General features: G+C 71.3%; 22 protein-coding genes and 1 pseudogene. 11 read left to right on the top strand and 12 right to left on the bottom strand.

The annotated features are described in order from the left end of the window. Positions 1–9 precede the first annotated feature (9 nt). From ABD981_RS13835 to ABD981_RS13825, 3 genes are all read right to left on the bottom strand, one after another. Entirely contained in the window at positions 10–963 is a 954-nt protein-coding gene (locus ABD981_RS13835) for an RNA polymerase sigma factor SigF (protein WP_382748411.1), read from the bottom strand. Positions 964–1091: 128 nt separating this feature from the next. Next, positions 1092–1505: an ATP-binding protein gene (locus ABD981_RS13830; protein WP_015036094.1), complete on the bottom strand. Its 414-nt coding sequence runs from the start codon at positions 1503–1505 to the stop codon at positions 1092–1094. 191 nt (positions 1506–1696) lie between these two features. Then, positions 1697–1957, bottom strand: coding sequence for a UBP-type zinc finger domain-containing protein (locus ABD981_RS13825; RefSeq protein WP_046907328.1), 261 nt, complete (start codon positions 1955–1957; stop codon positions 1697–1699). Positions 1958–2026: 69 nt separating this feature from the next. Here ABD981_RS13825 and ABD981_RS13820 point away from each other — a divergent pair, with 69 nt between their 5' ends. Then, positions 2027–3622 (top strand): Na+/H+ antiporter, encoded by a 1596-nt coding sequence (locus ABD981_RS13820; protein ID WP_046907327.1) that lies wholly within the window; start codon positions 2027–2029, stop codon positions 3620–3622. Here the strand turns inward: ABD981_RS13820 and ABD981_RS13815 are convergent. Together ABD981_RS13815 and ABD981_RS13810 are read right to left on the bottom strand one after the other, a co-directional pair. Continuing rightward, on the bottom strand, positions 3601–4518 hold the full coding sequence (locus ABD981_RS13815) for a 1-aminocyclopropane-1-carboxylate deaminase/D-cysteine desulfhydrase (protein ID WP_046907326.1): 918 nt from the start codon (positions 4516–4518) through the stop codon (positions 3601–3603). The genes ABD981_RS13820 and ABD981_RS13815 overlap by 22 nt on opposite strands. 56 nt (positions 4519–4574) lie before the next feature. Further along, positions 4575–5165 carry a peptidoglycan recognition protein family protein gene (locus ABD981_RS13810; RefSeq protein WP_046907325.1) on the bottom strand — a complete coding sequence of 197 codons (591 nt, stop codon included), beginning with the start codon at positions 5163–5165 and terminating at the stop codon, positions 4575–4577. Positions 5166–5437: 272 nt separating this feature from the next. Here ABD981_RS13810 and ABD981_RS13805 point away from each other — a divergent pair, with 272 nt between their 5' ends. The 5 genes from ABD981_RS13805 (at position 5438) to ABD981_RS13785 (ending at position 9500) form a co-directional block, all read left to right on the top strand. Continuing rightward, positions 5438–6853, top strand: coding sequence for a family 2B encapsulin nanocompartment shell protein (locus ABD981_RS13805; protein ID WP_046907324.1), 1416 nt, complete (start codon positions 5438–5440; stop codon positions 6851–6853). A 70-nt stretch (positions 6854–6923) separates the two neighbouring features. Then, complete coding sequence (locus tag ABD981_RS13800) at positions 6924–7973, top strand: family 2 encapsulin nanocompartment cargo protein polyprenyl transferase (RefSeq protein ID WP_046907323.1); 1050 nt, start codon at positions 6924–6926, stop codon at positions 7971–7973. 162 nt (positions 7974–8135) lie between these two features. Continuing rightward, a complete protein-coding gene (locus tag ABD981_RS13795; RefSeq protein WP_046907322.1) occupies positions 8136–8720 on the top strand; it encodes a dihydrofolate reductase family protein in 585 nt (194 codons plus the stop codon). Positions 8721–8746: 26 nt separating this feature from the next. Further along, on the top strand, positions 8747–9034 hold the full coding sequence (locus ABD981_RS13790; RefSeq protein ID WP_046907321.1) for a hypothetical protein: 288 nt from the start codon (positions 8747–8749) through the stop codon (positions 9032–9034). A 43-nt stretch (positions 9035–9077) separates the two neighbouring features. Next, complete coding sequence (locus ABD981_RS13785; protein WP_046907320.1) at positions 9078–9500, top strand: DUF6304 family protein; 423 nt, start codon at positions 9078–9080, stop codon at positions 9498–9500. Between the two features lie 34 nt (positions 9501–9534). On the opposite strand, the gene ABD981_RS13780 is transcribed toward ABD981_RS13785, so the two are convergent. Next, on the bottom strand, positions 9535–9993 hold the full coding sequence (locus ABD981_RS13780) for a group II truncated hemoglobin (protein WP_046907319.1): 459 nt from the start codon (positions 9991–9993) through the stop codon (positions 9535–9537). A gap of 65 nt (positions 9994–10058) precedes the next feature. Then, positions 10059–10697, bottom strand: coding sequence for a snapalysin (gene snpA, locus ABD981_RS13775; RefSeq protein WP_046907318.1), 639 nt, complete (start codon positions 10695–10697; stop codon positions 10059–10061). Between the two features lie 178 nt (positions 10698–10875). Between snpA and ABD981_RS13770 the strand changes: the two genes are divergently transcribed. Both ABD981_RS13770 and ABD981_RS13765 read left to right on the top strand, forming a co-directional pair. Beyond that, positions 10876–11829 carry a LysR family transcriptional regulator gene (locus ABD981_RS13770; RefSeq protein WP_046907317.1) on the top strand — a complete coding sequence of 318 codons (954 nt, stop codon included), beginning with the start codon at positions 10876–10878 and terminating at the stop codon, positions 11827–11829. Further along, positions 11781–12191 (top strand): annotated as a pseudogene (locus ABD981_RS13765) (GNAT family N-acetyltransferase); the annotation flags it as partial. The gene ABD981_RS13770 and the pseudogene ABD981_RS13765, both read left to right, overlap by 49 nt. A gap of 354 nt (positions 12192–12545) precedes the next feature. On the opposite strand, the gene ABD981_RS13760 reads toward ABD981_RS13765, so the two are convergent. Continuing rightward, positions 12546–12677 (bottom strand): hypothetical protein, encoded by a 132-nt coding sequence (locus ABD981_RS13760; protein WP_345530477.1) that lies wholly within the window; start codon positions 12675–12677, stop codon positions 12546–12548. A 440-nt stretch (positions 12678–13117) separates the two neighbouring features. Between ABD981_RS13760 and ABD981_RS13755 the strand changes: the two genes are divergently transcribed. Then, positions 13118–13399, top strand: a complete 282-nt coding sequence (locus ABD981_RS13755) for a GntR family transcriptional regulator (RefSeq protein ID WP_345529315.1) — start codon at positions 13118–13120, stop codon at positions 13397–13399. 81 nt (positions 13400–13480) lie between these two features. Here the strand turns inward: ABD981_RS13755 and ABD981_RS13750 are convergent, their stop codons facing one another. From ABD981_RS13750 to ABD981_RS13735, 4 genes are all read right to left on the bottom strand, one after another. Further along, positions 13481–14179 (bottom strand): protein kinase domain-containing protein, encoded by a 699-nt coding sequence (locus ABD981_RS13750; RefSeq protein ID WP_338058636.1) that lies wholly within the window; start codon positions 14177–14179, stop codon positions 13481–13483. 216 nt (positions 14180–14395) lie between these two features. After that, positions 14396–14839, bottom strand: a complete 444-nt coding sequence (locus ABD981_RS13745; RefSeq protein WP_046907312.1) for a glycine-rich domain-containing protein — start codon at positions 14837–14839, stop codon at positions 14396–14398. Positions 14840–15880: 1041 nt separating this feature from the next. Beyond that, entirely contained in the window at positions 15881–16081 is a 201-nt protein-coding gene (locus ABD981_RS13740; RefSeq protein ID WP_131723856.1) for a hypothetical protein, read from the bottom strand. A gap of 32 nt (positions 16082–16113) precedes the next feature. Then, on the bottom strand, positions 16114–16335 hold the full coding sequence (locus ABD981_RS13735; protein ID WP_046907310.1) for a hypothetical protein: 222 nt from the start codon (positions 16333–16335) through the stop codon (positions 16114–16116). Between the two features lie 396 nt (positions 16336–16731). Between ABD981_RS13735 and ABD981_RS13730 the strand changes: the two genes are divergently transcribed. Together ABD981_RS13730 and ABD981_RS13725 are read left to right on the top strand one after the other, a co-directional pair. Continuing rightward, positions 16732–17571, top strand: a complete 840-nt coding sequence (locus ABD981_RS13730; RefSeq protein ID WP_046907309.1) for a helix-turn-helix domain-containing protein — start codon at positions 16732–16734, stop codon at positions 17569–17571. Beyond that, a complete protein-coding gene (locus ABD981_RS13725; RefSeq protein WP_046907308.1) occupies positions 17568–17768 on the top strand; it encodes a DUF397 domain-containing protein in 201 nt (66 codons plus the stop codon). Before ABD981_RS13730 ends, ABD981_RS13725 begins: the two co-directional genes overlap by 4 nt. The last annotated feature ends 37 nt before the right edge of the window (positions 17769–17805 follow it).

Below are 17805 nucleotides of genomic sequence, written 5' to 3'. Positions count from 1 at the left end.
GTCACGGGGTCACTCCTCGACCAGCAGCTTCTCCCGCAGCTGCGCCAGCGTCCGGGCGAGCAGCCGGGAGACGTGCATCTGCGAGATGCCGACCTCCTGCGCGATCTGCGACTGGGTCATGTTCCCGAAGAAGCGCAGCAGCAGGATCCGCTTCTCGCGCGGCGGCAGGTCCTCCAGGAGCGGCTTGAGCGACTCCCGGTACTCGACCCCCTCCAGCGCCTCGTCCTCCGCGCCCAGCGTGTCCGCGACCGCGGGCGACTCGTCGTCCGTGTCCGGCACGTCCAGGGAGAGCGTCGAGTAGGCGTTGGCCGACTCCAGGCCCTCCAGGACCTCCTCCTCCGAGATCCCGAGCCGTTCCGCGAGCTCGTGCACGGTCGGTGACCTTCCGTGCTGCTGCGAGAGCTCCGCGGTCGCCGTCGTCAGGGAGAGCCGCAGCTCCTGGAGGCGCCGGGGGACCCGTACCGCCCAGCCCTTGTCACGGAAGTGGCGCTTGATCTCGCCGACCACCGTGGGCGTCGCGTACGTGGAGAACTCCACGCCCCGGTCCGGGTCGAACCGGTCCACCGACTTGATCAGGCCGATCGTCGCGACCTGGGTCAGGTCGTCCAGCGGCTCGCCGCGGTTGCGGAAGCGGCGGGCCAGGTGCTCCACCAGCGGCAGGTGCATCCGCACCAGCCGGTCGCGCAGCGCGGCCTTCTCCGCGGAGCCCTCCGGCAGGGCGCGCAGCTCGATGAAGAGCGCCCGGGCCCCGCTGCGGTCGTGCGGATCGGGGGTCGCCGGGGGCTCCGGGACGTCGGAGGCCCCGGCGCCCTCCTGGGCGTCGGAGGCCGCGGAAGCCTCCGCACCCTCCGAAGGCTCCGCGGCCCCGGCGGGCGCGGACGTCGCCTGCGGCCCGGGAGCCTCCTGGCCCCCGGCAGCCTCCGGGATGCCCGGAGCCTCGTTGTGCTGGTCCTGCTCGCTCATCTGGTCCGCCTGCTCCGCGTGATCCGTAGCGACCTCGACTCCAGTCTCGACCGAGACCGACCCGGCCTCGGCATCCGGATGCGGCCGTGCCTGCTGCTCAGGGATGCCGGCCGTCGCGTCCCCGCGCCTCACGCCGGGCCTGGCCCCGCGCCGCGCTGTTTGTACAGGCTGATGGAGACCGTACGGTCCTCCGCCACGGACGACTCCACCTTGCCGGCCAGTGCCGAGAGCACCGTCCAGGCGAAGGTGTCCCGCTCCGGGGCCCGGCCGTCCGTCGTCGGGGCCGAGACCGTGACGTCGAGGGAGTCGTCGACCAGCCGGAAGACACAGCTGAGCACCGATCCCGGCACGGCCTGCTGGAGCAGGATCGCGCACGCCTCGTCGACGGCGATGCGCAGGTCCTCGATCTCGTCGAGGGTGAAGTCCAAACGCGCCGCGAGACCGGCCGTGGCCGTACGCAGCACGGACAGGTAGGCACCCGCAGCGGGCAGCCGGACTTCCACGAAGTCCTGGGTCCCGGGCTCGCCTGCGATCTGGGACACCCTCACCTCCAAGGTGGCACAAGCTCTTTCGGGGTCCGGGGAAGAACCCCCCGAACCAGGCGGTACGCAGTGGGTTGCGCAGTCCGCCGAGACGCTATCGCGATCCGTCCCGCCGTGTCGCCGGGGGCCCGGAGTACCGGCCCCCGCCCGGCGGCCGCGGAGAACCCGCGGAGGGGTGACGTACCCAGCCGTCAGACGATCGAACCGTCCACGAAGCACCAGCGCCAGCGCTCGTTCGGCTCGAAGGTCCGCATCACCGGGTGTCCGGTCGCGGTGAAGTGCGCCGTCGCGTGCCGCCCCAGCGAGGAGTCGCAGCAGCCCACGTGCCCGCAGCTGAGGCAGAGCCGCAGCTGGACGGGATGGGTGCCGTCGGCCAGGCACTCCGGACAGGTGGCGTGCAGCGGCGCCGGTTCGGGGCGCGGCATTTCGGCAACGTGCGGGCACTCGCTCATGATGGCCAGGTTACGTTGTGGCGGGAGTGACACAGCGGGAGTGACGCAAGCGCACGGACGGGACCTGGCATGGACGCACTGCAGCTGGTGGCACTGGTCGCGGCGAGCGCCGCGGTGGCGGGGTTCGCCCGGCGCACCCCGGTGCCCGCACCGCTGCTCCTCGTCGCCGTCGGCCTCGTCGCGTCCTATCTGCCCGGGGTGCCGGACTACACCCTCGACCCGCACATCGTGCTGCCGCTGATCCTGCCGCCGCTGCTCTACACGGCCGCCGTCGAGTCCTCGTACCTCGACCTGAGGGCCAACATCCGGCCGGTCGCCCTGCTCTCCGTCGGCTACGTGCTCTTCGCGACGGTCGCGGTCGGCTGGCTCGCGTACGTCCTCGTGCCCGACCTGCCGCTGACCGCGGCGCTCGTCCTCGGCGCGGTCGTCGCCCCGCCGGACGCCGTCGCCGCCACCGCCATCGCCCGCAGGCTCGGCCTGCCGAACCGGATCACCACGATCCTCCAGGGCGAGTCCCTGGTGAACGACGCCACCGCCATCACCGCGTACAAGGTCGCGCTCGCCGCGGCCGTGGGGGAGGGCATCAGCTGGGCGGGCGGCTTCGGCGAGTTCATGCTCGCCGCGGTCGGCGGCATCGGCGTCGGACTGATCCTGATGGTCCCCATCCACTGGCTCCGCACCCACCTGCGCGAGGCCCTGCTGCAGAACACCCTCTCGCTGCTGATCCCCTTCATCGCCTACGCCGCCGCCGAGGAGGTCGGGGCCTCCGGGGTGCTCGCCGTCGTCGTGGTCGGCCTCTTCCTCGGGCACAAGAACTGGAAGGTCGACTTCGCCACCCGGCTCCAGGAGGAGGCGGTCTGGAAGATGGTCGCCTTCGTCCTGGAGTCCGCCGTCTTCGCGCTGATCGGCCTCCAGCTGCCGTACGTCGTCCAGGGCCTCGGCCCGTACGGCATCGGGGAGGCGGCCTGGTACGCGGCCGGCGTCTTCGTGGCCGTGGTCGTCGTCCGCTTCGTCTGGGTCTACCCCGCGACCTTCCTGCCCCGCTGGACGTCCGCGCGCATCCGGGAACGGGAACCCGAGGTGGACTGGCGGGCGCCGCTGGTCGTCGGCTGGGCCGGCATGCGCGGGGTCGTCTCGCTCGCCATCGCCTTCTCCATCCCGGTCGTCACCGACGGGGTCGAGTTCCCGGCCCGCAACCTGGTCCTCTTCCTCACCTTCACCACCGTGATCGGCACCCTCGTCGTCCAGGGCCTCACCCTGCCGCCGCTCATCCGCGTCCTGAAGCTGCCCGGACGCGACCGCTACCAGGAGACCCTCGCCGAGGCGCAGGCCCAGAGCGAGGCCTCGCAGGCCGCGGAGGAGCGGCTCGACGCGCTCCTCGCCGATCCGGCCAACACCCTTCCGCCGCCCCTCGCCGACCGGCTCCGCACCGTCCTGGAACGGCGCCGCAACGCCGTCTGGGAGCGGCTCGGCGCCGTCAACGAGCTCACCGGCGAGACCGCCGACGACACCTACCGCCGACTGGCCCGCGAGATGATCGACGCCGAGCGCGAGGTGTTCGTACAGCTGCGCGACGCCCGCCGCATCGACGACGAGATGATGCGCACCCTGCTGCGCCGGCTCGACCTGGAGGAGGCCGCGGCCTACCGGGAGGAGTCCGCCTGAGGCTCCGGGGAGCCGGTGACCACGGCCGCGATCCGGGTGCCGGGGGCGAAGGCGCCCTCCTCGGCGAGGGTGACGAGTCCGTGGAGCAATTTGGCGACATACAGCCGCTCGATGGCGAGTCCATGCCGCGCCCCGAAGGCGTCCGCGAAGGCGTCGAGCTCCGGGGTGGTCCGGGCGTAGCCCCCGCAGTGGAAGCGCTCGTCCAGCCGCCAGTCGCCGCGCGGGCCGCCGAACGCCGCCTCCTGGAGGGCGCGCACCTCCCCTCCGAGGAAGCCGCCCCGGAGGACCGGGACGCCCAGCACCGGGCCGGGGAAGCCGGCCGCCAGACCGGCCAGGGTGCCGCCCGTCCCGCAGGCGACCGCGGCCACGTCGGCCCCGCCCGCCAGCTCGCGGCCGAGCTCCGCGCAGCCCTCGACGGCGAGCGCGTTGCTGCCGCCCTCGGGCACCACGTACACGTCCCCCGGCGCCCCGGGGGCCCGCTCCAGGAGCCCGGCCAGGACGGCGGGCTCGTGCTTGGCGCGGTACGCGGCGCGGTCCACGAACAGCAGGCGCATCCCGTCCGCCGCGCACCGCGCGAGCGAGGGGTTCAGCGGCCGGCCGGCCAGCTCGTCGCCGCGCACGACGCCGATCGTCGGGAAGCCGAGCAGCCGGCCCGCGGCGGCGGTCGCGCGCAGGTGGTTGGAGTACGCGCCGCCGAAGGTGAGCACCGGGCGGCCTTCGGCCGCGCGGAGGTTGAGCGCCAGCTTGCGCCACTTGTTGCCCGGCAGGTCCGGGTGGATCAGGTCGTCGCGCTTGAGCAGCAGCGTCAGGCCGTGCCGGGCGAAGCGCTCGTCCTCGACCGGCTCCAGGGGGGAGGGGAGCCGGGGCCGCAGGCGTTCGAGGTCGGGCGCGTTCACCCGGCCATTCTCCCGGACGGCCCCGGACGGCCCGGGGACGTGCCCCGGGCGGCGGGTCAGCGCAGCCTCTCGGCGATCCGCTCGCGCATCGACGCCATGGTGAAGCCGCGCGGATCGACCTTGCCCGGCTGCCACTCCAGGTGCCCGATCACCGAGCGCTGGGTCCAGCCGTGCACCCGGCAGACGGCCGCCGCGGCCTTGGCGATGGCGTCCAGCTGGACCTTGGGCCACGGGTCCACCCCGTCGCCGAGGTTCTCGCACTCGAAGCCGTAGAAGTGCCGGTTGCCGTCGGTGGTGGCCTCGTTGTCCGGCGGGAGGCCCTTCTCGGCGATGACCGCCCGCAGCACCTCGTCGTCGCCGAGACCGGCGTGGTTGGCCCTGCCGTAGCCGACCAGGTGGACGCTGCCGTCCTTGGCGATCACGCCGTGGCAGAGCGGTCCGGGCAGGGACGCGTAGCCGTCCCGGCAGATGCGGACGGTGTTGGCGGTGCCCCGGGTGACGGTGTGGTGGATCATCACGCCGTGCACGGGGCCCCATGGGCCCTTGTGGTTGCGGTTGTGGGTGCGCCAGTCGCCGACCTCGACGACGTCGAGACCCTCGCCGCGCAGCGCGTCGAGGAAGCGGTTCGCGGACATGGGTGAGGACATGACCGGCTCCTTTCAGCAGGGGGAAACCGGTGCCTCCGGGGTACCGGAGCGGTGCGCTCCGCTGCCATTCGTTCGGGCCGTGTGCGAGCCGATCCGGACAACCTGGGGTGAAGGGGCGCGTATGGGCGCGCACCGGCGTGCGCTGTTCGAGTGGAAATCGCGCGCCATGCCCAGCGGAACGCTGTCAACTCCCACTCTTTTGTGTAATGGCGCACGCACTCTCCGTGCTGAAAGGCTTCCTCTCGCAGATCTGTCATACGAGAGGGAGTTCCATGTCCGTTGGTTCGGTTGGCGACGAGGTCCGCACGGACCAGGCGGCACCGCAGCAGAGTCTCGGCACGGCCGCCGCGCGGAACCTCGCGTCCACCACCAAGTCGGCCCCGCAGATGCAGGAGATCTCCTCCCGGTGGCTGCTGCGCGCGCTGCCCTGGGTGCAGGTCCAGGGCGGGACCTACCGGGTGAACCGCAGGCTGAGCTACACGGTGGGGGACGGCCGCGTCACCTTCGTGCAGACCGGGGGACGGGTCGCCGTCATCCCGGCCGAGCTCGGCGAACTCCCCGCCCTCCGCGGATACGGGGACGAGGACGCCCTCGCCGAGCTGGCCGGCCGCTGCCACCAGCGCGAGTTCGCCGCGGGCGAGGTCATCGCCACCCGCGGCGAGAGCACCGACCGGGTCCTCCTCCTCGCCCACGGCAAGGTCGAGCAGATCGGCGCGGGGCCGTACGGGGACGAGGCCGTCCTCGGCGTCCTCGCCGACGGCGCCTACTTCGGCGAGGACGCCCTCGTCGACGAGGACGCCACCTGGGAGTGGACCGCCCGGGCGGCCACCGCCTGCACGGTCCTGGAACTCACCCGCGCCGACGTGCTCGCCCTCGCCGGGCGGGCCGCCTCCCTGGCCGCGCAGCTCGCGGGGGTCACCGCCCTGCCCCAGCAGCGCACCAACGCCTACGGCGAGGCCGCGATCAACCTCTCCGCCGGCCATGTCGGCGAGGCCGTCGTCCCGCACACGTACGTGGACTACGAGGCCTCCCCGCGCGAGTACGAGCTGAGCGTCGCCCAGACCGTCCTGAAGGTCCACTCCCGCGTGGCCGACCTCTACAACCACCCGATGGACCAGACCGAGCACCAGCTGCGGCTCACGGTCGAGGCGCTGCGCGAGCGCCAGGAGCACGAGCTGGTCAACCACCGGGAGTTCGGCCTCCTCGCCAACTGCGACTACGGGCAGCGGATCCAGCCCCACGACGGCGTGCCCGGCCCGGACGACCTGGACGAGCTGCTCTCCCGCCGCCGCGGCTCCAAGCTCTTCCTCGCACACCCGCACGCCATCGCCGCCTTCGGGCGCGAGCTCAACCGGCGGGGCCTGGCGCCCGAGACCGTCGACGTCGACGGCAGCCGGATCCAGACCTGGCGCGGGGTGCCGATCTTCCCGTGCGACAAGATCCCGGTCTCCTCCGCCCGGACGACCTCGATCATCTGCATGCGTACGGGGGAGTCCGACCAGGGTGTGATCGGACTGCACCAGGCCGGCCTCCCGGACGAGATCGAGCCCGGCCTCTCGACCCGCTTCATGGGGATCGACGAGCAGGCGATCGTCTCCTACCTCGTCACCGCCTACTACTCGGCCGCGGTCCTGGTCCCCGACGCCCTGGGCGTCCTGGAGAACGTGGAGATCAGCCGGCGGCACTGAGCCGCCGCCCCGACTCCTCCGCTCCTCCGTCCGAACCGAACGAACCGCGAAGAAAGCGACTGCGAAGACCATGACCACGATCAGCGCCGACGCCGCGACCGGGGGGCAGGGGGCCGTGCTGCTCCTGGACCGGACGCGAAGCGTCGTCGACCCCCAACTGCGCAGCACCGTCGAGTCCTTGCCCGAGTCGATACGGCGGATCGCGATGTACCACTTCGGTTGGGAGCACGCCGACGGCACGCCCGCCGAGGGGGCGGGGGGCAAGGCGATCCGCCCGGCCCTCGTGCTCGCGGCCACCCGCGCCTTCGGCGCGGACCCGGCGCCCGCGGTGAAGGCCGCCGCCGCGGTGGAGCTGGCGCACAACTTCACCCTCCTCCACGACGACATCGTCGACGAGGACCCGACCCGCCGCCACCGGGCCACCGCCTGGACGGTGTTCGGCATTCCCGACGCGCTGATGGCGGGCGACGCGATGTCCGCGCTCGCGCTGCGGCTGCTGGCCGAGGACCCCCACCCGGCCTCGACCGCCGCCGCGGCCCGGCTGGCCGCCTGCGTCATCGAGCTCTGCGCGGGGCAGCAGGCGGACTGCGCCTTCGAGCGGCGGGGGCCGCGGGAGGTCGGCCTGGACGAGGTGGTGGCGATGGCCACCGCCAAGACCGGCGCCCTGCTCGGCTGCGCCTGCGCGGTGGGCGCGCTGTACGCGGGGGCGGGGGAGGAGGAGGTCGCGGCGATGGACGCGTTCGGCCGGGAGGCCGGGCTCGCGTTCCAGCTGATCGACGACCTCATCGGCATCTGGGGCGACCCGGGGCGCACCGGCAAGCCGGCCGGAGCCGACCTCGTGGCCCGCAAGAAGTCGCTGCCGGTCGTGGCGGCGCTCGTCTCCGGCACCCCGGCGGGCGAGGAGCTGGCCGAGCTGTACGCGCGACCGGTCCTCGACGCCGCGGCCGTGCGGGCGGCGGCGGACGCGATCGAGCGGGCCGGGGCCCGGGACTGGGCGCAGGCCCAGGCGGCCGAGCGGATGGCCCGCGCGGTGGAGCAGCTCTCCCGCGCGGTGCCGGACCTGGCGGCGGCGGGGGACCTGCTGGCGCTCGCGGAGTTCGTGACGCGCAGGAACCGCTGACGGGAGAGGCGCGAGGGGGCGCGGGAAGGGGGGTGGGCGGAGAGGCGAGGCGACGAGGGCGCGAAAGGGCGTGGCAGAAGGGCCTTGCGTAACCACTACGGATAGAGCACTATGGGCGCAGTGGTCAGCACGGTCACGCTCCCTGACGAAAGAGATCCCGGCTTGCGCAAGCTCTCGTACTACGTCGCCTGCACCCTCGACGGCTTCATCGGCGACCCCCACGGCGACGCCTCGTCCATGTTCCAGTTCATCGACGAGGAGTACGCCGCTTTCATGAACTCCGAGTACCCGGAGACGATCCCCACCGCGTTCCGCGAGAGCTTCGGCCTCGCGGGCGTGCCCAACAAGCGCTTCGACACGGTCATCCAGGGGCTCGGCTCGTACCGCCTCGCCCTGGACGCCGGCGTCGTCAGCCCGTACGCCCACCTGCGCGAGATCGTCGCGACCCGCTCGCTCGCCGAGTCCCCGGACCCGAACGTCGAGCTGGTCGCCGGCGACCTCGTCGCCAGGGTCCGCGAGCTCAAGGCCGAGGACGGCCCGCTGGGCATCTGGCTCTGCGGCGGCGCCCAGGTCGCCGGACAGCTGGCCGACGAGATCGACGAGCTCGTCATCAAGTCGTACCCGCAGGTCTACGGCTCCGGAATGCCGATGTTCGGCGCAGGCTTCGGCATCCGTGACTTCGCGCTCGAAGACGTGCGGAGCTTCGGCAACGGGGTCGTCGTGCGGACGTACACCAGGAAGCGGTGACGGGCGGGGCGTCCTAGGCTGGAACCATGGCCGGGACGGTGCCGCACACCACACGGGACCCCCGGGCCGAGCGCTCCTGCCCGGCCTGCGGGGAGCCCCTCCATGTGCACGCGCAACGGCACAAGGTCCTCGGGGCCTGGGTGCCGGAGTGGGAGGTCGAGCCGTGCCGGAACCCCCGGTGCGAGCGGTACGAGCCTCCGGGGGGCGAGGTGCCGGAGGAGCGGCCGGTGGTCGGAGCGGAAGCCGCGAGCACGCATCTGACCGGCAAGAACGGCGAGAACGGCGAGACCGGGAGAAGTCCGGCCCCGGGGTGACCGGCCGCGCGCCGGAGCCGGTCATACCGCTACAGTCCGCCGCATGTCATCGGAGTCGACAGAAGTCTGGACCGGTTGGTACCGGGACCGCCTCGGAGCGGAAGCGATCGTGATCGCGGCCGACGGGAGCCATGTGGCCACCCGGATCAGGGGAATCGAGTACACGGGCGCGAGCTTCGCCGCGCTGCGTGCCGCGGACGAGGGCGGGCAGCCCCTCGGCGGATGCGTACTGGAGTGGGACCTCCCGCTCCCCGTGGTCGCGGACGGCGCGACCCAACAGGCCACGCTCAGCTGCCTGCTGACGCTGGGTGAGCGGGCCGACCTGAGCCTCACGCTGCACTACGGGGGCGCGGCCTTCGAATCCGGCATCGCCGGCACCGACTTCGAGGAGGCCCTCGCCCGGGTCGGGAGGCAGCTGCCGCCCGGCACCGAGTTCGGCCGGAGACTGCTCCGGACGGCGGTCTGACCGAGCCGCCCCCGCCACGCCTCCGGCCACGCCCTCAGGCGAGACCGTCCCAGCCCCAGCGCGGGGTCGGTCCGGGCTCGCCCAGATCCGTACCCGGCGCCGAGGCGGAGACGTCCTTGGCGATACGGGTCCCCCAGTCGAAGTACTCCACGACCCGGCGGCGCAGCAGCGCGTCGTCCGGGAGCTCCTTCGCCACGGCCGCCGTCATCAGCTCCATCCAGCGCAGCCGCTGCTCCTCGGTGATGGCGAGGCCGAGGTGGGCGGTGAGCAGCGCGTGATGACCGCCGTGGCGGGCCGTGAAGTCCTCGGGGCCCGAGAACACCTCGGCCAGCCAGACGGCGACGTGCTCGACGTGGGCGGGGGTGAAGCGGACGAAGACGGGCGCGAGGAGCGGGTCCGCGAGGACCGCCTCGTAGAAGGTGCCGGAGAGCCTGCGCAGCGCCTCGGCGCCGCCCACGGCCTCGTACAGGGTGGTGCTCCGCTCTTCGGGCATGCGGTCACGCTACCGAAGAACCCGCGCCCAGGCCCGCCCTCGGCACCCGTCCTCGCCCCGGTCCGTCAGGGGGTCTTGAACGCCGAGGCGAGCCCGTAGCGCCACAGCTGGTCGACGCGGGACCGCTCCTGGGCGTTCGGGTAGGCGTTCTGGCAGGACGTGCCGGGCCCGCCGCCGGACATCAGCTCGCTGCACGGGCCGCTGTAGTGATCGGGGAGGCCGAGGACGTGCCCGGTCTCGTGGGCGGTGACGCGGGTGGAGTTGTACTGCTGGTTCTGCCGGTAGTCGAGGAAGATGTAGCCGTTGCCGTGCCCGTCGGTGCTCGCGTACGAGCCCCGCGAGTCGTTGCCCTCGTAGTAGGTGAAGTCGGGGTTGGACCCCTCCACCAGCCGGACGTTGACGACGGAGCCGTTCCAGATCTGCGCGGAACGGGATATCTGGGTGCGGAAGCTGGGTGCGTTGGCGGCGCTGTAGACCACGGTGACGGCGGCGGCGCCAGGCGCGGCGGCCCGCTTCTTCGCCACGGACTTCATGACGGCGTCGAAGAACGCCTGGTTGGCCTTGGCCTCCGCGCTCGACCCGGCGTAGCCGGCGTACGGAGCGGGCGACGCGACCGCCGTGGCGGGAGCGGCGCCGAGGGAGAGGGTGAGGCCGGCACCGAGAGCGGCGGTCAGCAGGGACGTGAGGATCTTCGGGTGTCGCATGGGGGGCTCCTCCTGTGGGGTTGAGGAGAGTGTCGGGGGAGCCGGGGCGGGTGGGGATGATGTCAGCACCCGATAACACGAAGACATCACCGATCTGCCAACTCCCTTCCCATTGAGGGTGGTTGATGGTAGATACGCCGTCTGGTGCCCGCGCGGGTCCCGCCCTAACCTCGGCTCCATGGAGCTGGAGGTCAGGCACCTGCGGGCGCTCTGCGCCATCGCGGACACCGGGAGTCTGCACAAGGCCGCGCGCCAACTGGGCGTCAGCCAACCCTCGTTGACCACCCAGCTGCGCCGCATCGAGAACGCCCTGGGCGCCGAGCTCTTCTCCCGCACCCGCACCGGCTGCCACCCCACCCCGCTGGGCCGCACGGTCCTCGGCCGGGCCCGCCCCCTCGTCGACGGCATGACCGCGCTGATCACCGAGACCCGGGCCGCCGCGGCCCGCACGGGCGGCCCCGCGCTCCGGGTCGGCTCCACCGCCAGCCGCGCCCTGCCCGGCTGGCTGCGCCGGCTCCGCACCTGCCTGCCGGACAACGACATCGCCCTGCGCGTCGACGTCTCGGCCCACGCCCTGCTGCGCACGGTCGCGGCCGGCCGGCTGGACCTGGCCTTCGTCCACGAGGTCGAGGGCTGCCCGCTGCGGGTCCCGCCCGGCCTCAAGGGGCGCGTCCTGGTCGAACGGGAGCCCCAGTTCATCTCCATGGCCCACGACCATCCGGCGGCCGCCCGGGAGGTGGTGGAGCTCGCCGACCTCGCCGGCGACCGGTGGGCGGTCGACCCGGCCGTCGACGGCGAATGGGACGGCCTGCACCGGGTGCTGCGCGCGGCGGGCCTCGACCCGCCCCTGCTGCACGCCGACTACCACACCGCCGCCTCGCTCATCGCCCTCGGCGAGGCCGTCGCCCCCTGCCAGCCCACCTCGGGGCCGCGCGAGGACATGGCCGTCCGCCCCCTGCGCGGCGACCCGCTGGCCGTCCGCCTGCTGCTGTACGCCGCCCCGGGCGTCCCGCTCGACCGCCCGTACGCCGAGCTGGCCGCCGCCTACCGGGAGGCCGCCCTGGGCGCGGCCCCGTACCGGAGATGGCTGCGCGCGGGCGGGACGGCGGGGCCGTGCATGATGACGGCATGAACACCGAACCCGCCCAGGAGGCCCGTGCGGCCCGCGTCCGCCCCGCCCGCCCTGAGGACCTGGAGCGGGTCGCCGAACTGGCCGCCGAGCACGCCGCGTACGAGAAGGCGGCGCCTCCCGCCCCCGGCCTGGCCGCCCGCCTCCACCGCCTCGTCTTCGCGAGCGAGGCCCCCCGGCTGCGCTGCCTGGTCGCCGAACTCCCCGACACGACCCTCGCCGGCTACGCGACCTGCGCCCCCGAACTCTCCACCTGGGACGCGGCCGAGTACCTCCACATGGACTGCCTGTACCTCACGGAGGCGGCCCGCGGGCACGGTCTCGGGGCGCTGCTGATGGCGGCGGTGCGGTCGGAGGCGACGGCCCTCGGCCTCACCGAGATCCAGTGGCAGACCCCGCCCTGGAATCCGGGTGCTCGTGAGTACTGCTTCTGTAGGTTAGCGCAAACCCCCACATACAACACAGAAGCCCCGCCCGGCACTTGGCCGAACGGGGCGTTTTGCTGTCTGCGAGGGGCTACGCGCCCCGGTCAAGTTCTCCGGGCATCGGGCGGGGGGCCATGGCTGCGGCGTGCGCGGGGCAGGCGTACAGGGTCACCCCGGCTCCGCTCGCGCGCTCGATGTACCCGACTTCCATCGGGGCGTACGTCCAGCGCTTGCAGCGGCAGCACACGGCGCCGGACGGCGCGGGGGTGGACGGGGCTGAGAGCCATTCGCGGGTCATGCGGTCACCGCCGAAGCGGCGTGCATGAGGGCGTCGAACTGGTCCCCTGCGTATGTGTACGCGTAGTCGATGCCGAGGGTGGCGAGGACGACGGCCGTGCGCCGCTCGCGGATCGCGTACAGCTCCAATGTGTCCTCGGCGGGTGCGTAGGGGCGGACGAGCTTGGTCTCTTCGCCGTCGAGCGGGAGGAGTCGGGCCTGGACGTGGTGGGGGGGTGGGGGTGGGCCACGGGCTCATGTGGGGCCCGGTGAGCGTCGGCATGCTCTTGGGTGCCTGGTAGGCGGCGCTGTGACGTCCGGGCCGGCGAGCGGTGAGCCCGAGGGCGCACCAGAGGGTGAGCAGCAGCCCCAGTCCGATGGATGTGTAGGCGATAAGCTCGCGCATGTCGTTTCAGCTCCCATTAGCTGTTTCGGCAAGCCCCGGCGGACCGGTCCTAAGCGGTCTTCCGGGGCGCTTTCGTTTGGTGCTCCGTAAGACGGTAGAGCAACTGGTCTAACTGGTCTACCTCCTCTAAGAGGTCCACTGGTCTAAGTCGCCCGAATCTCGTCGGTTGTCTACGCTTCGCCTCATGTCTGACCAGCCGAGGAATCCGCACGCGCCGCACGCGCCGTACATGACGGTTCTCAACGCGCTCACGGCGGAGATTCAGGCGGGCAAGTACAAGCCGGGGGACAAGATCCCGAGCGACCGTGAGCTAGCCGAGCGGTTCGGCGTGGCCCGGATGACCGCGCGCCGAGCAGTCGGGGAACTCCGGGAACGTGAACTTGTCCGGACCGAATGGGGGCTCGGGACGTTCGTGGTCGGTCCCGCCGGCTCGGGCAACGAGGACGACGACCAGGCAAACGCGTAAGCCCGCGAAATCAGGAGCCCCGCCCATGCGCCACGGGGGTAACGCACGGACGGGGCGGTATGTAGTGCGCGTCGCGTGGCTCTACATGGCGAGCATCAGCGCCGCGCAGATCTCATCGGCCGTCGGCCGGTCTGACGGGTGGTAGCTCAACATGGCCTCCGTGAGCCTGCCGAGTTCCCCAGCGATCACGACCGGACGATGCGGCTTGTCTACGATCGCCTGCCGCTGTTCCTCCCGCGATGCATCGTCGGCGTAGGCAACGTGACGCCACCCGGTGGCACTGATCAGCAGGGAGGCGCCCAACGCGTACACGTCGGATTCGCGGGTGGGCTCGGCGGTACCGCACGCAAGGACGCTCCGAGCAATCTCGGGCGCTTCGTAGTGGACGAGACAGCCCTTGTAGGGGAAGTCCCACCGAGCCGGAACGTGCCCACCTCGGGCGAGGCCGAGATCAATCAAGGTGGCCCCGGCGCTGCCCATGATCAGGTGCGCCGGCTGCACGTCGCCATGGACCCATCCGGACCGGTGCAGGTTGGCGAGGGCCGTAGCACTGGCGAGGGCATCGAGTCGACTCGGAACGGCTTTGTTGCCGGGTGCGCGGTGCGGTGCCCACTTGTCGTACAGGCTCGGGCCCGAGTGCCACGGCTGCACGCTCCACGTGCCCTCGGCCCATTCGCCGTCATGGATGGGTCCGGCCCCGAGAGCACGCAGGATGTGTGCTTCCCGGCTCGGAGCAAGGGCGGTATGAGCGTGCGTGCGGCTCGGGTATCCGATCTTCACTGCGTACGGTCCACCCGATGTTTCGACGCGCCAAACCGTCGATCCTCTGCGGTTGGCCACGGGCCGTTTGCTTGTGGGTGTGATGACTTCCAGGACTCCCCGCGGGAGCTCCTTGGGCGCTGTGCTCGTCGTCATTTCTCGACTCTCCCAGTGACGCGGAGCCGACAACCAGACGGCAGCCGGCTCCGCGCATCTTTCACAGCCGAACCGGGGTGACTACACGGCCCGGTAGTCGCGTCCGCAGTCGGAGTCGCACTGCGCGGCGGACGCGCCGTTCACGGTCCACAGGTCATCCAGGACCATGAAGCCCTTCGCCTTCATGGCGTGCGCGGTGTCCCGGACCTCCTCCAGGACCCGGCCGCCGCCACCCGGACGCGGGTTGTGCTCCAGGAAGCGGCCCGCGTGCGTGTCGCAGAACTGCCGGTAGTCGGCGGTGTGAAGGATGAACGCGTGCAGGGCGCCGTCTACGTCGTCGGACGGAACCATCTTCACCGTGGCCGTGCCGACCGTGGCGAGGAACGCCAACGCCTGGTCGGTCGCGCGCTCCGCCTTCTCCAGGGTGTAGCCGAAGTGCATCACGGTGAACTCGGCGATGCTGTCGAACAGGTCCGCGTCGACCAGCGAACGGCCGGTGCGGAGATCGGACGATACAGCGGTCATGCTCTCACTCCTGTTGGTTGTGGTGTGCATGGAACCTGTCCGCGCAACGGACAGGGTCTTGCCCGCTCCCTCGGCTCGGGACCATCCCGCAGATAGGGGCCGGGCCGAGGGAACGGAGTCTGTGGGGTCCCGTCCACATCCGAGGGAGGGACGTAGACGGGACCCGGTGTGCAGTCCCCCACCGCCGGGCTTGGAGGGAGCCGGCGGCACCGCTGTAGAGACCCGAGGGCGCCCTATGGGGTGACTCCGCGCGGGGGAGCTTCCACCGTCCGATCCGGTTCGGACGGTTCTTGGCTCGCAGGACTGCACGCCCCACCGCGTTGGCGGCGGGGAGTCAGGGGCTAATCGGGGCGTGCACGTGCGGGCACGCGGTCCTCAACTCTTGTGCGGGACACGGAGCACATCCCGCCGTCGAGTTGGCTTGTGTGGTCATCCAACCTGCCGCGTGTCACCGGCACGTCCCGAAGACAGCCAGGTACGGGGCACCGAATCCGCTCTATCTTCCCGTCGGCGGCTCTCCATACGGTTCGGAGCGAAGCGGAGATATCAGTGAAGGACCGGCGGCTCACGGCACCAACACGCGGATGCCGTCGGGGAGCATGATGCTTACGGCCGGGGCAGGACCTCGCCACACATGAACCGACGCGTCCGCGTGGAACATGGACCGGGCCCGCAGGGGTCCCACCCAGTCCACCAGGACCCACATGTGGTGGAAGCCGTGGCGCGTCTGCACCTTGTCCACAACACGCACAGTCCCGTTGCCCGCGAGAACGCGGTGTCCGCTCCGTAAGGCCGTCGGAGACAATCGCTCGGTACGCATGAGTTCGCTTTCGGGTTGGGCCCGCTCTCCCCGCCCGGTCGGGACCACGGGAGGGGAGAGCGGAGTATCAGCGGAGCACGATAAGAAGGAAGCCGACCAGGAACGCAGCTCCGAACTGCGTGCACTTCCGAGCACGTTGGCGCCCGGTCATCGCGTCGCGACCAGAGCGAGGGCGAGCACCAGAGCGGAGCCGGTGACCACGGCCGCCACGGCCACGAGCTTCACTCGGTGCCCCCTGTGCGGGTCACCAGCGCCACGTATTCCAGGGCTACCGTGAACACGTCGTGCCCGGTGTCAGCGGTGTGCGACTCACACGTCACGGTGGCGCTCGCCGGCTCGGTCGTCGGCTGTGCTTCCCACGTGCACTCTCCGTCGAGACAGCGAGCCGTCATCGTCACTTCGGCACTGGGGTGCTTGTTCATGCGGTAGACCGGGGATGCGACTACCGCCGTGGTCACGGTTTCGGCTCCGCTCGGTGCTGCGGCGGGGCGTGCTCCGGGAGGGTGAGTTTCGGCGGCGAGTGCGGGTGGTTCCGGATCTCCACCACGTAGTCCGTGGCGCGGGAGCCGTCGCCTTCCGCGATGTAGTGGTGGGACCACTGTGCGAGCAGCGCGCATGCGGTGCAGTCCTCGGCCGGCTCGGCGCGGGGGGCGAACCCTCCGTCTACGGAGAGCACGACCGGGACCGGGTCCGGGGATGTTTGTCTCGCGCCGTTCACGGCTACACCGCCGGAACGGGGTTTGTGAGGACGCGGATACGCGCGCACTCTTCCTCGTTCGGGCGACGCAGCTCGGCGGGGGTCGCCGTCCACTTCGTACCCCCACCCGGGGGCGACAGGTGGACCACGGCACCGTCCCACGCGGTCACCCGTCCGAGCCGGGATGCTCCCTCGGCGGTGTCAGCCGCCATGAACGTACCGAGGTCGGGGACCGGCGCCGGCTCCGTGCTTGGGCTCGGGCGAGCGTTGTGTTCGGGCACGACCGTTCCTCTCCGTAGCGCTTCCACTACCAGGAGCCGTTAGCGTGGCCTACAGTCAGCATCCCTTCAACTGGCCGAATCGGAAGGAAGAGTTGTGACCAACCAGAAGGAGCTAGACGCCACCTCCAGCCCGCGCGCCGCGTACGGAGTGCTCTTACGCAGGTTGCGCAGCCAACGAGGATGGACGCAGGATGAGTTGGCCAGCCGATCGGCATATTCCAGCCAGCATATTTCGGCAGTTGAAACTACTCGCAAGCCGCCCTCCCTTCCGTTCTCGGTTCAGATGGACGAGATCTTCGGCACGAAGGGGACTGCCGATTCTCTAGAGCGCGAGTGGCAGAAGACCCGGCCGGGTCCACTCCTGGAGGGGTTCCCGGAGTACGTTGCCAACGAAGGGCAAGCAGTCGAGATCCGGCTATACGAGATCGGCATCATCCCGGGCCTTCTACAGACGACCGGGTACGCCCAGTGCCTAGCGGAGAGCAACGTACGTCGGGGCTCGATCTCGGTAGAACGGGCAGACCGCCGAGTCCGCTTCCTTGCAGAGCGGCAAGCTGCCCTAGTTCGCCCTGTCCCTCCGATGATGCTCATAGTCCTAGACGAGAGCTGCATCCGTCGGCAGGTTGGCGGGCCCAAGGTCATGGCCGAGCAGCTTGACCACCTTCTGATGATCGCAGAACAGCCCAACTCGGTTATCCAGGTGGCCCCTTACGGCATCGGAGAGCATCGCGCGTTTGACTTGCCGCTCAACCTGCTAACGCTGCCCGATATGACCGTGGTCGCGTATGCAGAGTCACAGATCCGAGGTCACATGGAACGCGACCGCGAGTCGGTGCTGAGGTTGCTCACGACCTACCATCAGTTGCAAGCCGAAGCCCTACCGCATGCGGCGTCGGTAGCCATGATCCGTGAGGCACGAAAGGCGTACCCGTGAACGACCCGCAGTGGTTCAAGTCCTCCCACAGCAACAACGACGGCAACTGCGTGGAAGTCGCCGGCAACCTGGTCCCTACGCTCGGTGTCGTTCCCGTCCGCGACTCGAAGACTCCCGCCGGCTCCGCCCTCGCCGTGTCCGCCCCCGCATTCGCTGCGTTCATCGAGGGCATCAAGGGCGACCAGCTCGGCGCCTGAACGCACAACAGCCCCGCCCTACACCCAAGTTGGGAGT

Origin of the sequence: Streptomyces showdoensis, from assembly GCF_039535475.1 — a bacterium.
GTDB classification, from domain to species: Bacteria; Actinomycetota; Actinomycetes; order Streptomycetales; family Streptomycetaceae; genus Streptomyces; species Streptomyces showdoensis.
Note: the sequence above shows the minus strand (reverse complement) of the source record. Positions and strands in the feature narration are given on the sequence as shown.

Excerpts from the sequence above, each read along its gene's own strand:
- ABD981_RS13810 (WP_046907325.1), bottom strand. The coding sequence starts at position 5,165 with ATGTCCTCACCCATGTCCGCGAACCGCTTCCTCGACGCGCTGCGCGGC.
- ABD981_RS13770 (WP_046907317.1), top strand. The coding sequence starts at position 10,876 with ATGGAGCTGGAGGTCAGGCACCTGCGGGCGCTCTGCGCCATCGCGGAC.
- ABD981_RS13740 (WP_131723856.1), bottom strand. The coding sequence starts at position 16,081 with ATGAACAAGCACCCCAGTGCCGAAGTGACGATGACGGCTCGCTGTCTC.
- ABD981_RS13825 (WP_046907328.1), bottom strand. The coding sequence starts at position 1,957 with ATGAGCGAGTGCCCGCACGTTGCCGAAATGCCGCGCCCCGAACCGGCG.
- ABD981_RS13785 (WP_046907320.1), top strand. The coding sequence starts at position 9,078 with ATGTCATCGGAGTCGACAGAAGTCTGGACCGGTTGGTACCGGGACCGC.
- ABD981_RS13780 (WP_046907319.1), bottom strand. The coding sequence starts at position 9,993 with ATGCCCGAAGAGCGGAGCACCACCCTGTACGAGGCCGTGGGCGGCGCC.
- ABD981_RS13790 (WP_046907321.1), top strand. The coding sequence starts at position 8,747 with ATGGCCGGGACGGTGCCGCACACCACACGGGACCCCCGGGCCGAGCGC.
- ABD981_RS13805 (WP_046907324.1), top strand. The coding sequence starts at position 5,438 with ATGTCCGTTGGTTCGGTTGGCGACGAGGTCCGCACGGACCAGGCGGCA.
- ABD981_RS13835 (WP_382748411.1), bottom strand. The coding sequence starts at position 963 with ATGAGCGAGCAGGACCAGCACAACGAGGCTCCGGGCATCCCGGAGGCT.
- ABD981_RS13745 (WP_046907312.1), bottom strand. The coding sequence starts at position 14,839 with ATGACCGCTGTATCGTCCGATCTCCGCACCGGCCGTTCGCTGGTCGAC.
- ABD981_RS13755 (WP_345529315.1), top strand. The coding sequence starts at position 13,118 with ATGTCTGACCAGCCGAGGAATCCGCACGCGCCGCACGCGCCGTACATG.
- ABD981_RS13820 (WP_046907327.1), top strand. The coding sequence starts at position 2,027 with ATGGACGCACTGCAGCTGGTGGCACTGGTCGCGGCGAGCGCCGCGGTG.
- snpA (WP_046907318.1), bottom strand. The coding sequence starts at position 10,697 with ATGCGACACCCGAAGATCCTCACGTCCCTGCTGACCGCCGCTCTCGGT.
- ABD981_RS13800 (WP_046907323.1), top strand. The coding sequence starts at position 6,924 with ATGACCACGATCAGCGCCGACGCCGCGACCGGGGGGCAGGGGGCCGTG.